Raw genomic sequence first — 14919 nt, 5'->3', positions numbered from 1 at the left:
TCTCTTTAGGCAGACCCAAGATCAATTGAAGTTTGGATGTCTCTTGCACTCTTTCCCGTCTCATTCATACGTTGTGCAGCATGTATCTGATCTTCTACAGCCGAACAGGCTGGGAGAGCTGGGGAATTGGGCGGCAGCCGATGATCCCCGAAGGCATGCCGATCCTGATCGACGAAGATCTGGCCTTCGAGGACGACGGTGTACCCCGGCCCACGGTGGCGGCCAACCGATGGCTGCGCGAACTCCCTCTCAACGGGGCGCGATCGCATAGGACCTGGAAGAACTACGCGCAGGCTCTGCGGTGCTGGCTGGAGTTCCTGGCCAGGATCGGCGTGGATCCTTTCGGGGAGCGGCAGCCCTTGCGGGACGCTTTGAGTGCGTTCTCGGAGTACCGGTTCGCGGGACCGCTGGAGGCCCGCTGGGACGAGGGCACGTGGGACCAGAACATCAATACCGTGGCCCGCTTCTACGCGTGGGCTGACGATGAGGGCCTTTGCCCCGCTGTGCCGTTCACGTACCAGATGGTCCGGCGGTACACCGAGGCCGGCGTGCAGCTCGCGCGGCGGAACACGGCTACGGTGCGGCGCGCGAAGCCGCACGTGACGGTGAAGTATCTGGAGCGCGACTTCCTTGAGCTGTTCGTGCGGGCCCTGGCTGGCCTGCGCCCGGACGGGGAGCCGGACTCGTTCCGCGGCCGTCACCTGGGGCGCAACGCCGCGATGGGCTCCTTGGTGCCCTCAAGCGGTCTGCGGGCCCAGGAGTTCACGCACTTGCTGACGTACGAACTGCCTGCTCTTCCGGCCCGCAGCAGCGCGGTTCCGATCCGGTTCCCGCTGGCCGCGCAGATCACCAAGGGCAAGAAACCCCGGGAGACGTGGGTCAGCTATGACGCCTTGACCGATGTGCACCAGTACATCGAGCTGGACCGCGCAATGCTGACGGAGGGCCGCCAGTACCGGCCCGATCCGCGCCTGGGCGAGCCGCTGGTGATCACCGCGCCGGACTGGGAGGGCGGGAGGGTCAACGGCCGCCGGGTCTCCTGGCGCAAGCTGACCTTGAATGAACGGCTGCGGCTGGTGACGCCCGAGGGCACGCCCGCGATCATCGCGGTGCAGTCGGACGGCACGCCTTTCACCGACTGGGCAACGGTCTTCCGGCGGACCTCGGAGCGCATCCGGCGGGACTTCGAGCCGCGGTTCCCCACGGTTGGCCCCCACATCCTGCGCCACACGTTCGCGATGGCGACGCTGGAGAGGCTGGTCAAGGGCCACTACCAGCGGGCGGCTGCCCTGGTAGCGGACGCAGATGAGGACGCCGCGCTGTCTCTGTACCTGACGAAGGCGGACCCACTGATGGTGCTGCGAGATTTGCTCGGGCATTCCAGCGTGACCACCACGGAGATTTATATCCAGCGCCTGGACGTGCAGCGGATCTACCGCGAGCTCTACGACGAGGCGGGCAAGTACAGCGGCCAGGCCGCTGCGGAAGCCGACGCCGAGTTCGCTGACGAGGAGGATCCGGCATGGTGACCCGTGTCGAATACGACCCGCTGCGCATCGAGTTTACGTTCCCCAACGACCCCGCCTGGACGGGTGACTTGAGCGCCACGGCCAACGACAGGCTGGCGGAGGACCTCGCCCATGGCCTGGTCCAGATGGTGCACCCTCTGGGGCGCATCGCCGCACGTCAGAGTGCGGTCACGTACACGTCGACGATCCGCCGGATGATCGCGGAGCTGGCCGCGATGGGCTTTCACGGGGGCCTGGCGGATCTGCGAGCGAGCCACGTCCTGTCGTACTGGATGTCCGTCGGGGGCAGGCGCGTCTTCCACACCCGGCGCCTGTTGGCCGGCTGCGGGGACCGCGTGGATGCCGGCATTCGGGCCTACCTGGATGGGAAGGCCGTCAAAGGCCGCCCACGAGGCAAGCCTCTGAAGCCGTACACGGACGGCGAGTGGCGGCAGATCGAGGCCGGGCTCCGGGACTATCTGCAGCAGGCCATGGCTCGTCAGCGCGAGGTCCTTGACCTGGCCGTGCTCGGTCCTGACAGCTCCAATCTCGGCCGAAACCGGCAGAACTTCGCGTGGCTGCTCCGCGAGCACGGCCCGCTGAAGGTCGCTGACGCCACCAGGATGATGGGGCTGACCGTCGACTACTTCCGCGACGGCATCGGCGGCCAGTACCGGGACGTGCGGAGTGCGATGTACCCGCCAGTACAGGTGGCGACGGCCATGCGTCTTCTGTTCGGCGTCTACAGCGGCGTCGTCCCGGACGGTATCCGCGATCTGGGGCTGGACGATTTCACGTGGACCGGGGACCGCACGGTCCTGATGGACTACGTCAAGGGGCGCCGCGGCCCGGAATCGGTGAACCTTCCGGCTCGGGCCGTGCGGCTGCTGGAGCGCTGGCTGGAAGTGTCGGAGCCGGTGCGACAACTGGCTCCAAAGTCGATAGCCGGCGACTTGTTCGTCTTCCTGGACACCGAGTACCGCAACACGGACGGCGCGAAGTCCCAGCTGTCGACGCTGTCCACCCGGGCCGCCCCTAAGAGCGGGAACAAGGCCCGGCGCCGACTGGCGAAGGAGCTCGATCTGCGTACGGACGCAGGAGAGCCGCTGCTGTTGCACTCGGCGCGGATCCGCACGACGTACCACAACGTCCTGGCCCGTCGGGGCTGGACCGGCCGAACGAAGATCGACCCGAATCACACAGCCGCGGTGGAGGGCAGCCACTACGTCTCGACTACGACGCCAGCCCAGGCCGAGTCGGTGGAGGCCATCATCGAGGACGCCCAGGCCGACATCCTGAGGCGCAGCCGCCCGCCCATCGTGTTGAGCGACGAGGAGGCCGCCGAGTTCGTCACCGAGCAGCCCGAGCAGGCCGCCCGCCTGGGCCTGGACGCCGAGGCCATGGCCGAGCTGCTGGGCGGCGAGATGGACGTGTTCACCGCGGCGTGCGCCAACCAGCTCGCTGGGCTCCACGGCCCCAAGGGCAAGCCCTGTCCGGCCCGGCCCTGGGTGTGCCTTCTGTGCCCGCTGGCGGTCTTCACACCCCGGCATGCACCGAATCTGCTGCGGCTGAAGGCCTACTTCGCCCGTCAGTCACGGCAGCTCACCGTGCAGCAGTTCCTCGCGGTGTTCGGCCCCTACGCCGACCGCCTCGACCACGACATCCTCCCCCGCTTCGACGCCCGCCTGCTCGAGAAGGCGGCCGGCGAGGTGGACGACATCGACTCCGAGCTGCCGCTTCGGCCTGAGGAAGGAACCCAGTGACCCGCGCTACCGCCCTGGTGGTCGAGAGCCCCGCTGGTCCCATCCCCCGCCAGTGGGCCATGAAGTCCCCGTTCGCGGGACTGGACGTATGCCGCAAGGCCGGATGGGACATGTGGCCGGACGGCCCGCGTCCCGTGTTCGACGAGGACTTCTGGGACCTGTCAGGAGTGAAGTTCCCCAAGGGGGTGCGGAGCAACGTCAAGCGTCTGGACTTCACCGGCATCATTAACCCGGCCCTGCGGCTGACCGCCAAGGAGTACATCTTCGCGTTGGTCGTGCCTGATCACGAGCGTGTCCTGGCTCTCCCGGAGGCCCGGCGGGAGCCGTACAAGCCGGAGTCCGCATTCAACTTCTGTGTGCAGCTGGTGCGGTGGATGAACTTCGTGACCGAGCAGGGCATGGCCTCACTCGGCGAGGTGATGCAGGAGCACTGCGAGGTGTACCGGCAGATCCGATCGGTCCGGAGCCGCAAGCGCCGGCAGGGCAGCGGGCCGATCACGCCGGGCACCATGCTGACGATCCTGCGGCCGGTCGTGGACCTGGCCACCTACCGCGAGCTGTTCACGGTGGACGCCTACCGGCCCGGGTTCACGCCGTGGGAGGGGCACACGATCAGCGAGGTCGCGGGCTGGGAAACCTATGCCGTGTCGCAGACCCCGCCGGTGGCGGAGGAGGTGTTTCAGCCCTCGGTGGCCGCGGCTCTGTATTTGGTGGAGACGCTCGGGCCGCTGGTGGCCGAGGAGTTCGAGCGTCTGCTGGAGTTCCGCGCGAACAAGGGCGGTCAGAACCCCCGGGCCGTCACCGCGAAGCACCGGGCCGCCGTCACGGCCGCCGCCAACTGGCACGTCAGCGAGCAGGTGCAGCTGCTGGCGATCGATGCCCGGCAGGTCACACGGCGCGTCAAGCGGGGCTGGCGGCCCGACGATCCGCTGCTGCACGTCGATGTCGGCGAGTTCTTCGGACAGGCGACCCGCTCCAGATACGCGAGGGTCGCGGACCACCTGGTCGAGGATCTCCGTCCGTTCCTGGAGCCCGTGGTGGCCAGGGTGGGGGTCGCGGGCATGTTCGGCCGGGACGCCTCCCGGGTGCCCCGTGCCGACGACTCACAGCGGCTGGTGCCGTGGACGCTGCCGTTGACCGGGGATGAGCTACGGAGCCTCCAGTTCGTTCTGCTGGCGGCGTGCCGGGTCCTGGTCGCGTCCCTGAGCGGCATGCGGGCCGGGGAACTGGACGAGCTGACGGCCGACTCCCCGCAGCCGCCGGCCACCGTCTCCGGCGGCACCCAGCGCTTCAAGCTGGGCAGCAAGCTGATCAAGGGGCAGGAGTTCGGCGGCGTCGCCGAGGAATGGGTGGTACTGGAACCGGCCTGGCGGGCGGTGAAGCTCGCCGCCCGCCTGAACCAGGCTCGGGACGGCGATCGGGCCTTCGCCCGCTCGCCCATGGACGTCATGCACAAGAAACTGCGGGAGTGGGTCAACAGCCCCGCCGGCCAGCGCCTCGGCCTGGCCCCGATCCCGGCCGGGCCGGTGAACGGACGGATGCTGCGGCGGACCCTGGCCCTGTCGCTGGCCCACCGTCCCGGCGGGCTGCTGGCCGCGAAGATCCACCTCAAGCACGTCTCCGTGGTCACCACCGAGGGATATGCGAACCGGCCGGGCGGTTCCCAGGGCAACCTGCTGGCCGAGGTGGAACGGGAACAGGAGAAGCACCACCTGGAGCTCACGAGGGAGGCCTTCGAGGACTACCGCGCGGGCCGCATGCCAGCGGGCCCCGGGGCCCGCGAGCTGATCAAGGCGTTCGAGCACATCGACGCGGCGCTCAAGGAACACGAGCCGGGCACTGCGGCGGTGATGGAGGCCGAGCGGCGGCTGGAAAACCTGCTGCGGCAGCAGTCCAAGCACCTGCACCTGCAGACCGCGAACTACTGCTGGTTCCGCGACCCGCACAAGGCCCTGTGCCTGAAGCTGGCGGGCACCCCGGACGCGACGAAGCCGCTGGGCGGGATGTGCGACTCCGCACGCTGCCCGCAGGCTACCCACCACCCCTGTCACCTGCCTGTTTGGCAGAGTCAGGTCGGCACCGGCAAGGTCTTCCTGGCCAACCCGCGCTTCCCCAAGGGCGAGAAGAAACGGCTCGAGCCGGAAGTGGAGCGGGCCCAGCGGGTGGTGGACGAGATCATGACGGCGGCCGGTACACCGAGCGGAGGCCAGGGACATGCCACGGATCAGTGAAGCGGACCGGGCCCGCAACGAGGAAGCGATCCGCGCCGCGATGGACCGGCTACTGCGGGGCGAGCTCCCGCCCGGCGGCAAGTGCGATCTGAAGACCCTGGCCGCCGAAGCGGGGGTGACCCGGACCGGCTTCTACCCGAAGAAGAACCGCGACGGCACCACCCGACCCGGCCCTTACCAACATCTAGGCGAAGAGTTCGAGCGTCGTCTGAAGGCCCAGCGCGAGGCGGGTGAGGCCCCTGACCCCCGGGCCGCGCAGATCGAGCGGCTCAAGACCCAGGTCGCAGAGCTCAAGGAACGGGTCACGAAGCGCGACGAAGCGATTGCCCAGCTCACCGCATTCAAGACGCTTACGGTCTCCCGACTCGCAGCCCAGCACATGGAGATCGAACGCCTGCGGGAACAGATTGCTGCAGTAGACAACGTCCGTCGCATGCGCGCCACTGACAGCCAGACCTCCTAAGGGCCTGTCTGACAAAGGATCTTGGGTGGGTTCTCGGAGCCAGAGGATGAGTGAGGCGAGGTGGACTCCGGCCTTGTAGCGGGCGGCGAGTTTGTCGAAGCGGGTGGCGATCGCGCGGAATTGCTTGAGACGGCAGAAGCAGCGTTCGACGACGTTGCGGGCTTTGTAGAGCTCGCGGTCGAAGGCCGGCGGTCTGCCGCCGCCCCGGCCGCGCCGCAGACGGTTGGCCTTCTGGTCGGCCCGCTCGGGGATCACGGCCCGGATGCCCCGCCCGCGTAGGCCCTGGCGGATCGAGTGCGATGAGTACGCCTTGTCCGCCAGGACCGCGTCAGGTCTGCGGCGAGGACGCCCCGCACCGGGCCGGGGCACTCGCATCTCACCCATGACGGTGTTGAAGACGGTGGAGTCGTTGACGTTGCCCGGCGTGACGACGACGGCCAGGGGCAGGCCCCGGCCGTCGCAGGCAAGGTGAATCTTGGTGGTCAGCCCGCCGCGGGACCGGCCCAGCGCCTGGAGAGTCGCCGAGCGTGCCGGGTCTTCCAGTTCGTCCCCCGCCTCCGCCCCCTTTTCGCGGGCACCGGCGGCCTGCTGGTGGGCCCGGATGATCGTGGAGTCGACCGAAACGGTCCACTCCACGGCCCCGGCCGAGTCGTCGCGGGCCTGGACCTGCTCCAGCAGCCGGGCCCAGGTCCCGTCTGTCTCCCAGCGGGCGAACCGCTCATAGACTGTCTGCCACGGCCCAAAGCGTTCCGGCAGGTCACGCCACGGAGCGCCGGTCCGCAACCGCCACAACACCCCGTTGATCACCTGCCGGTGATCCCGCCACGGCCGACCTCGACCATCAGCACCAGGCAACAGAGGCGCTATCCGCTCCCATGCCACATCGGTCAGCTCACCACGACCCAACACAAGATCGATTATTAGACATGATCTTGGCGTTGTGGTGGTCGTTGTTCTGTCATGGGTGGGGGATCTCGGAGTCGGTGCTGGCGTGGAAGAGTGCATGCACTGTCGCCGAGCAGCTGGGCTTGCCCGGCCGGATCGCCTGCAGCGATTGCTCAATGCGTGTGCCGGGGGCGCAACGGTCTGGCGAGACGGCGTGGCCGCTTAGAGATGGCCGGGCACTTTTGGTAGCGGTTCGACGTCAATGGGTCACGGTGTTGCGCAATTCACCGATTCCTGTGATGGCGACGGCGATGCTACTGCCGTCGTGGAGTTGGCCGGTGCCTGTCGCCGCGGGGGTTCCGGTGGTGATCAGATCGCCCGGCATGAGTGTGGTGCGGGCACTGATGCGTTCGATGAGGGTGGCGACGTCGAATAGCAAGTCGGAAGTGTTGGCCTTCTGTCTCAGGCGGCCGTCGAGGGTCGCGGTCAGGGTGAGTCCGCGGGCGCCGGGGGGCAGCTCGTCGGGGGTGACGAGTTGCGGGCCTATGGCGACGATGGCTGGCCGGCCGATCGAGGTGATGGTGTTGACGATGGTGTATCCGGCGATGCTTCGTAGGGCTCGCGCCCTGGGGACACGGGAGGTGTAGTGCCCGATCACGACTCCGAGTTCGACGCCCCACTGGATGTCCGGGGCGGGAGTGAGCCGAAGGGTGTCCTGGGCACCGGCGAGAGCGGCGACGGGGGTGGTCAGCAGTCGGGGTGTCGGGGGTGGTGACGTGTTCAGTTCCTTGGCGCGCGTGGCGTAGTTCACCTCGACCTGTGTGAAGGTGGCGAGCCGTGTGGTGAGGGGGCCGGTGGCGGTCGGTGCGTGGGTGGGTGTGAGCAGTTCTCCGGAAGCGGCGGCTTGCTCCTGCCATGACTCGCAGGTGAGCAGGGAGCCGACGTCGGAGAAGGGCAGGAGAGTACGGCGGTTGGTGTCCAGTCGGACGGCGGCGGTGCGGGTGCTGGTGATGCGCAGGGTCGTCAGTCTCATCGGCGAGCTACCTCAATGCGCGGGCAGAAGGAGGCGAAAGGTGCATCCGGCTTCTGGCTGGATGTCGAGTTCCATGCGGCCCTGATGGGCTTCGGCGATCGCGGCGGCGATCGCGAGCCCGAGGCCGCTGCCGGGCTCGTCGGCCCCTGTGGGGGCCGCGCGGTAGAAGCGGTCGAAGACGTGTTGAGCGTCGTCGTGGGTAAGGCCGGGGCCGGTGTCGGTGACCTCGATCACCGCGGCGGCGGTGCCGGGGAGAAGAGCGGGGGTGGCGCTGGTGCGGCCGGGCCGGTCGACGCCTCCGGCGGCGGGGCTCGTACGGATGGTGCCGACGCGTACGTGGACGTGTGCGGAGGCGGGGGTGTGTGCGCAGGCGTTGTCCAGCAGGTTGGCCACGACCTGGGCGAGTTGGTGGGCGTCGCCGACGGCCTCGACGACGTCGAGTTCCTGGCCACTGGTGTCGGCGATACCCGTGCGCAGCGGTTCGAGGGTGATAGTGCGCTCAGGGTGGCGTACGGCGGTGCTGGTGATGCTGTCGGCGGCCAGGGAGAGCAGGTCCACGGGTTCGGCGTGGGGCCCGGGTGCGTAGCCGAGTTTGGCGAGCAGGAAGAGGTCGTCGACCAGGCGGCTCATGCGGTTGGCGTTGGCGGCGATCAGCGCGTGGGCCTCGGTGCGCTGTTCGGCGGGCATGCGGGGGTCGTCGTGGAGGAGTTCGGCGAAGCCCTGGATGGCGGTGAGCGGGGTGCGCAGTTCGTGTCCGGCATCTGCCATGAACCGGCGCATTTGCTGCTCCGAGGCAGCGGTGCGGAGCAGAGCCGTACGCAGCCGGTCGAGCATGGTGTTCAGTGCCTGACCCAGCCGGCCGACCTCGGTGGCGGAATCGGTGTCGGGCACCCGGAGCTCCAGGTCCCCGTCGGTGATCTTCTGGGCGGTGGACTCGACTCGGGAGAGGGGCCGCAGACCCAGGCGTACGGCGGCGTTGCCGAGCACGGCGACCCCAACGGCGACGATCACACCGAGGGACGCGCTGAACCAGAGCAGCTTGGTGGTAGCGCCGTCGACGGTGTCCAGGGGCAGGGAGACCACGGCGCGCATGCCGTCGGGGCCGGAGTCGGTGACGACGCGCCAGCTGCCTCCGCCGTCACGGGCCCCAACGGTGGCGAGTTCGTCGTTGCGCAGGCCCAGTTCGTCGGCACGGGCGGGAAGGCGAGGTCCCCGGTCGTCGGTGAGGCCCAGGGAGTCGTCCATCAGGCGGCCGTGGGAGTCGTAGAAGTAGACACGGTAGTCCGAGGGCAGGGCATCGTCGTCCTTGGGCGTGGGCAGCCGGCCGTCGGCGATGTCCTCGTAGAGGCGGGTCGGCGGCCTAAAGCCGGTGAGCCGGCCGTCGACCTGGTCGGTGAGCCAGGAGCGCAAGACGGTGAGTCCGGCGGTCTGGCACAGCAGCACCGCGCAGGTCGCCAGGACGGTGGCGATGAGCACGAGCCGGGTCCGCAGCGAGCGCGGGAGCCTGGCGAGGTTTCTCATGAGCGAGGTGTTTCGGTGGTACCGCTGGCCGTCAGGCGCAGGCAGTAGCCGACGCCCCGGACGGTGTGGATCAGGGCGGGAGGCGTAGCGTCGACCTTACGGCGCAGGTTCTTGATGTACGTGTCGACGATCCTCGTGTCGCCGGCGAAGTCGTACCGCCATACCTCCTGCAGGATTTCGCCCTTGTTGAGGACCCGTTCGGCCTGTGCCATCAGGCAGGCCAGCAGCCGGAACTCGGTCGGCGACAGCTGCAGCGGCTGGCCGGCGCGGTGCACGGTGTGGGCGTCCTCGTTCAGGACGAGGTCGGCGTAGCGCAGGGGAGGCCGGGTGCGGGCCGGAGCTGCCGGGGTGGCGGCGCGGCGCAGGATCGCGCGGATGCGCAGCAGCACCTCCTGGACGTGGAAGGGCTTGGTGACGTAGTCGTCGCCGCCGGAGCTGAGGCCGATGATGCGGTCCTCGACCTCGGTGCGTGCGGTGAGGAACAGGACCGGTGTGTACAGGCCCTGGGCGCGCAGCTGCCGGGTCAGGTCGAAGCCGTCGGCGTCGGGCAGCATCACGTCCATGACGATCAGGTCGGGTTGCCGGTCGCCTGCCCTGAACATGGCCTCCTGGCCGGTGACGGCCGCGACGACGGCGTACCCGGCGGCCCCCAGGGCGGTGGTGAGCAGGGTGCGGATACTGGGGTCGTCCTCGACCACGAGGATCGTGGACCGGGCCGAAGCGGGCCCGGAGGCGAGGCGGGACATGTGCGGCTCACAGAAGTAGAAGGCGATGCCGGGCGAGAGTAGCGGCACCAGCTGTGAAAAGAGGCCGGAGCCCGAGGCGGCGGGGGACCCCGCCCCGGGCTCCGGGGTCATCCGGTGACCTGCTTGTTCTTGGCCAGCGCCGCGCTGCGCTCGGTCACCGTGGTGCGCAGCTTCGCCACGGCGGCATCCAGCTCCTTGGAAGAGCCGGCCGCCTCGCGGGCCTGGTCCGCGATGGTGTTCAGGGCCTTGGACGCCGTCCCGGAGGCGAAGGTTTTGGCGTAGACCTTCTTGTACGCCGCCTTGTAGACCGCGTCGAAGGCGTCGGATGCCAGGAACCGGTCCTTCAGGGCGTTCCCGCCCATCGAACCGCCCCTGTCCTCGCCGCCCTTCCCGCCGTCAGGCATGCCTTCCGGCATTCCCTCGGGCATGCCTTCCGGCATCTCGGGCGCACCCTCTGGCATGCCGCCTTCAGGCCCGCCGGGCGGGCCGCCGCCGTTTTGCTGCCCTGCTCCGCCCGGGCCACGGCCGCCGCCCATGCTGACCTTGTCATCCGGGCCGGCAGCGGTGTCTCCGGAGAAGGTGAGGTTGTAGTCCCACCCAAGGACAGAGAATTTCTTGGTGTCCAGGTCGTAATAGAGCATGTAGTTCTTGCCGGGACCGGAGATGTCGTCGAAGTTCAGCAGAAGGTTCTGCGTGGCGACGTACGTAGCGAGCGATTCGACGTCGACGTACTGGTGCAGTTCCTCCTCGAACTCCTTGTCGGAAGCCTTGTCCGCCCACTTGATCAACTTCATGAGCGGCGTCAGGTCCTGGCTGCCGACCTTGTTGAGCTGGCGGAAGGACGTCTCGTAGTCAGAGGGGTCATCCCCGCGATAGGCGAAACTCCCGCCCGCCCGCGCCTTGTACAGCACCCCGTTGCCGTCGCCGATGGCCTCGGCGTACTCGGTGTCCGGGTTGTCGACCATCAGCCGAGTCACCGCGGGCCGGTTGTTGACCTGCACCGACGTGAAGCTGTACGCCTCTGCGGGCTGCCCCGAGGACTTCGTCAGCGACAGCGACAGCGCCTCGTTCAACGGCAGCTGCTCGTCGGCACCGGGGCGTAGCGAGATCTCCCGCTCACCCTGGTAGGCGCGTCCTTCGATGTACTCGTCGATCTTGATCAGCCAGGGGAGTTCCTCGGGCTTCTTCGCGGACAGGTCGTACTGCACCATCCCGCCGGGCCCCCCGCCTGGATTGCCCTGACCACCACCGGCTGCCCCGCCCGTGCCGCCCTGGCCTTCGGCGGCACCTCCGGCGCTGCCCTGACCTCCGATCGCAGCCCCATCCCTGCCCTTCTGTCCTCCCGCAGGAGCCCCGGCCGTACCGCCCTGGCCTGCGGTGGCGGCGGGCGGGCCGCCGGTCGCGCCGTCCTCGGTCTTCTGGCCGGATTGCTGCTGGGGGGTGCCGGGACCGCCGCCGGTGTTCTGGCCGCGGTCCCGGCCCCCGCCCGCGCCTTGATCGGCAGCGGGCGGGTTGCCCTGCGGGTCACCGGCGTTGCCGGGCATGTTCCGGCCGCCACCGGGCATGCCCTTGCCGTTGCCCCGCAGGGACATCAGGGTGGAGTTCCCCTTGAGACGGATCCCGACGTCCTCCAGATGGACGCCGTCGATCGTCAGGTCGGCCGAGAGGTAGTCCTTCGTGCCCTCGTCCTTGAACTCCTTCATCATCTTGTTGAAGTCGGTCTGCTCGTAGGTGAGCTGGATGGAGTGGGACACCGACGCGTCGTACAGGTCGACCGTGCCTTCGATGTTCTGGGTGATGGCATCTGCCTCCACCCGCGAGGAGGAGGTGACGTACGGCGACACACGGGCGTCGCCGAAGAAGTAGACCGCCACCGCGAGTCCCACGCACAGCGCCCCGGCCGGCTTCCAGTGGTGGCGCAGCCGCACCGGCAGCCGGTCCTTCAGCCGCCGCCTGCGCACCGGCACCACCACCGGGTCCCGCGTGTCGCCGCTCATCACAGGTCCGTGGTGTCGTAACCGGTCAGCACGGTCACGCGCTGCCCGGACGTGCGCTCCTGCAGCGCCGCCACCAGGTCACCGGGCTCGGTGCCCTTCTTCATCCGCACCGTGTAGAAGACCTCGGTCAGCGCGCCGCCGCGGATCGTCTCGGTGCTCACCAGCTCGTACTCGGTGGTGTACTTGATCAGCACGTCGCTGATCGCCGGGCCGTAGTCCTCGCCCGGCGGGACCTGGACCTTGACGACCTGCCGCTGCACGTTCAGGGCGAACCAGTTGAACTTGAACATGACCAGGATGACGACGCACACCACGATGGCGCCGGCCACGGCCAGCGTGTAGAAGCGGGCACCGCAGGCCATGCCGATCGCCATCGTCAGGAAGATGAAGCCGACGTCCCGGGTCTCCTTGACCGCGTTCCGGAACCGGACCACCGACAACGCGCCGACCAGGGAGAACGCCCGTGCCAGATTGGAGCCGACCACCAGCATGATCAGTGCGACGACCATGCCGACGATCACGAGGGTCTGCACGTAGGACTGGCTGTAGGACACGTTGCGGTGCGTGTACCGGTAGGTGTAGCCGATCACCGTGCTCAGAATGAACGACAGCGCCATCGCCACCACGACATCGGCGACGCTGAACGTCCCGCTGAGTTCCTGCAGATCGAAATTCACTGTGCTCCTGCTTTCAGCAGCGTGCGCGGCTGCTGTTCGACGGGGGAAGGCGGCGGACAGTCCGCCTCATGGATGTGGAAGACCGAGCGCGGCGCGAGGCCGAACGCCTCGATGGACTGCACGTACTTGGAGATCCGGACCAGGTTGAGGTTGCGCCGGGCGGCCAGATCGGTGATCCAGTGCGGGGTGCGTTCGTTCACCTTGATCTCCATCACCGACATGTGCGGCGGGATGGTGAACCGGTTCTCCGGGGTGGGCGTGCCGAAGTGGAAGTCCCGGTCCCGGCCGCGGACGCGCCGGTCGAAGGTGACCCGCAGACCGGTGTCGGCGTTCCGCCCCACCAGAGCCTCACGCTGGTAGCCAGTGATCGCGGTCGGCCGCAGGTTCAGCCGCACGATCAGGTCGAGCACTTCCTGAATGAAGGCACTTTCCTTCACCGAGTGGTCCACCATCTCGCGGCCGTCACACAAGCGCCGCGCCACCCCGTACGGCAGAGTGATCCGCCGTTTCTGCGTGACCCGGTTGACGCGCTGCTTGATCTCCACGCACACCGGCGACTTGTCGGTAACCCCGTCAAGGTCTCCGTAGTGGCGGATCCGCAGCTTGCGGCGGAACTTCAGCCCCTCGATCTTCTCCCAGTAGAACCGCAGCTGGGGAGTGTCGTAGTACAGGCTCCACACGCCGTAACCGCCCACCGGGCTGTTGAGATCGCGGTCCATCCGTTCACCCAGCTCGTCCCGGATCTCGGCGGCCTGCTCGACCGGCACCAGATACTTCAGCTCGAACCGGTTGAACGCGTGCAGTCTGCTCGCCACGTGCAGCGGCTGCCCGTCCTCTTCTTCTCCTGCGGCTTGTGACACCCTGCGCCTCCTCGTCGTGCGGTCCGGACCAGCCGGCCAGAAGAGACGCAATCAACCGCACGTGAGGAGGCCATGAGAATCGTGGGTGTATTGCAGGAGCACTCAAGGTGTCCAGAAAATGAACGAGTGTGTCACGGATGCTCGCGCATGCCGCTCGCCCCGTCTGACCCGACCCAACGCGAGCGGATCTAGGACCCGGGGCCGAATACTGCTCGGGTCTCGCAGCCGGTCCGTGACCGGCCACTCGCAGGGCCTGGTCCGAGACTGGATCACGGAGTGGGGCGTCCTTATGCCGAGTGAAGCCGACGGCCCGGAGAAGGAGACGCTCGGCTGACGTGGCCGCGAGGCCAGCTGAGCCGTAGGTCTCCGTTCGAAGGCGGTGGCAGTGGCAGCACCGGCAGGAGGTCGAGCATGCCGGTGGACGCGGGGAAGTGACGGCGTCGTGATGCGGTCCGCGTCCTGAAGGCCGAGCATCGGAGCCCGGCCCTGCCTCTACGCTCGCCCGTACGGGGAGGCATCTGCAGCCACTTCGACGAACTCGCCGCCCACTACTGGGCCGAAGCCCACCTCGCCCACTCATCCTCTGGCTCTGGGAACCTTTGACAGACAGGCCCTAGGGGCCGTGCAGTGAAGGCGACCGCACCCCGGGTATCCATGCGTACCGAACCCGTTCACCCAGGCAAGCCCATCACCCAGAAGGGGCTATGTCGACCACGTGGGCAGACACCCAGCCCACCGAGGTATCCAACTGGCAAGATGCTACGCACGGCCAACAACCGCCGCACGAAAGCTGCTAGGGGGCAACCATGGGCATCTCCGACAAGTCGAGTGACGGCTCGGCACGGTCATGTCCCGACTGCGGGAAGGACTTGTGGGCCGACTCGGGAGAGCTTTCCGGCCGGTACGAATGTCACAACGACAATTGCTATGGGTACCGGGTCTACTTCGATGAAGGCGGCGTGCTTGTTGACCCGCCGAACCGCGGCGGCGGTCGCACCTGTCAGTGGTGTCAGTCGGCGCTCGCGGGCGGAACGAGCTACCTCCCCTATGAAGACGGCAGTAACGCATACGCCTACATCGTCTGCCCGTCCTGCAAGCAGGAGAACACCCAGTACGGCTTCGGCGAGGATGACTGAGAGGTGACCGAACCGTCCGCGTCCTGGGTGATCATGAAACAGCCGGGCAGTACACCGCGAAAGTCACTGCTCTCCGCAGCAGCGGGAGATGGGCGGAAT

10 protein-coding genes and 1 pseudogene are annotated in these 14919 nt (G+C 68.1%); 4 read left to right on the top strand and 7 right to left on the bottom strand.

Going from position 1 to position 14919, the window contains the following annotated elements; translation table 11 throughout:
* The first annotated feature begins 80 nt into the window (after nucleotides 1-80).
* Genes ABZY12_RS08035 through ABZY12_RS08025 form a run of 3 tightly spaced genes read left to right on the top strand, consistent with a single transcriptional unit; the run spans nucleotide 81 to nucleotide 5502 of the window.
* Nucleotides 81-1529: a site-specific integrase gene (locus tag ABZY12_RS08035; protein ID WP_356888344.1), complete on the top strand. Its 1449-nt coding sequence runs from the start codon at nucleotides 81-83 to the stop codon at nucleotides 1527-1529.
* Nucleotides 1523-3271 (top strand): hypothetical protein, encoded by a 1749-nt coding sequence (locus ABZY12_RS08030; RefSeq protein WP_356888342.1) that lies wholly within the window; start codon nucleotides 1523-1525, stop codon nucleotides 3269-3271. The genes ABZY12_RS08035 and ABZY12_RS08030 overlap by 7 nt, the downstream gene beginning before the upstream one ends.
* Nucleotides 3268-5502, top strand: coding sequence for a hypothetical protein (locus ABZY12_RS08025; RefSeq protein ID WP_356888340.1), 2235 nt, complete (start codon nucleotides 3268-3270; stop codon nucleotides 5500-5502). Before ABZY12_RS08030 ends, ABZY12_RS08025 begins: the two co-directional genes overlap by 4 nt.
* A 466-nt stretch (nucleotides 5503-5968) precedes the next feature.
* Here the strand turns inward: ABZY12_RS08025 and ABZY12_RS08020 are convergent.
* The 7 genes and pseudogenes from ABZY12_RS08020 to ABZY12_RS07990 form a co-directional block, all read right to left on the bottom strand.
* Nucleotides 5969-6871: pseudogene (locus ABZY12_RS08020) on the bottom strand (IS5 family transposase); the annotation flags it as partial.
* A 238-nt stretch (nucleotides 6872-7109) separates the two neighbouring features.
* Nucleotides 7110-7883: a fumarylacetoacetate hydrolase family protein gene (locus ABZY12_RS08015; protein ID WP_356888338.1), complete on the bottom strand. Its 774-nt coding sequence runs from the start codon at nucleotides 7881-7883 to the stop codon at nucleotides 7110-7112.
* A gap of 12 nt (nucleotides 7884-7895) precedes the next feature.
* Entirely contained in the window at nucleotides 7896-9404 is a 1509-nt protein-coding gene (locus ABZY12_RS08010) for a HAMP domain-containing sensor histidine kinase (RefSeq protein WP_356888336.1), read from the bottom strand.
* Nucleotides 9401-10150, bottom strand: coding sequence for a response regulator transcription factor (locus ABZY12_RS08005; protein ID WP_356888584.1), 750 nt, complete (start codon nucleotides 10148-10150; stop codon nucleotides 9401-9403). Before ABZY12_RS08005 ends, ABZY12_RS08010 begins: the two co-directional genes overlap by 4 nt.
* Before the next feature lie 107 nt (nucleotides 10151-10257).
* Nucleotides 10258-12147, bottom strand: a complete 1890-nt coding sequence (locus ABZY12_RS08000) for a CotH kinase family protein (RefSeq protein ID WP_356888334.1) — start codon at nucleotides 12145-12147, stop codon at nucleotides 10258-10260.
* Nucleotides 12147-12824, bottom strand: coding sequence for a DUF4956 domain-containing protein (locus ABZY12_RS07995; protein ID WP_356888332.1), 678 nt, complete (start codon nucleotides 12822-12824; stop codon nucleotides 12147-12149). The genes ABZY12_RS08000 and ABZY12_RS07995 overlap by 1 nt, the downstream gene beginning before the upstream one ends.
* The gene (locus ABZY12_RS07990; RefSeq protein WP_356888330.1) at nucleotides 12821-13684 is read right to left on the bottom strand and encodes a polyphosphate polymerase domain-containing protein; all 864 of its coding nucleotides are present in this window, start codon (nucleotides 13682-13684) and stop codon (nucleotides 12821-12823) included. Before ABZY12_RS07990 ends, ABZY12_RS07995 begins: the two co-directional genes overlap by 4 nt.
* Before the next feature lie 806 nt (nucleotides 13685-14490).
* Here ABZY12_RS07990 and ABZY12_RS07985 point away from each other — a divergent pair.
* Nucleotides 14491-14820, top strand: a complete 330-nt coding sequence (locus ABZY12_RS07985; RefSeq protein ID WP_356888328.1) for a hypothetical protein — start codon at nucleotides 14491-14493, stop codon at nucleotides 14818-14820.
* Nucleotides 14821-14919: the final 99 nt, after the last annotated feature.

Origin of the sequence: Streptomyces sp. NPDC006551, from assembly GCF_040611675.1 — a bacterium.
In the GTDB taxonomy this organism is placed as follows: Bacteria; Actinomycetota; Actinomycetes; order Streptomycetales; family Streptomycetaceae; genus Streptomyces.
The sequence above is the reverse complement of the archived record's forward strand: the minus strand, read 5'-3'. Positions and strand labels throughout refer to the sequence as shown.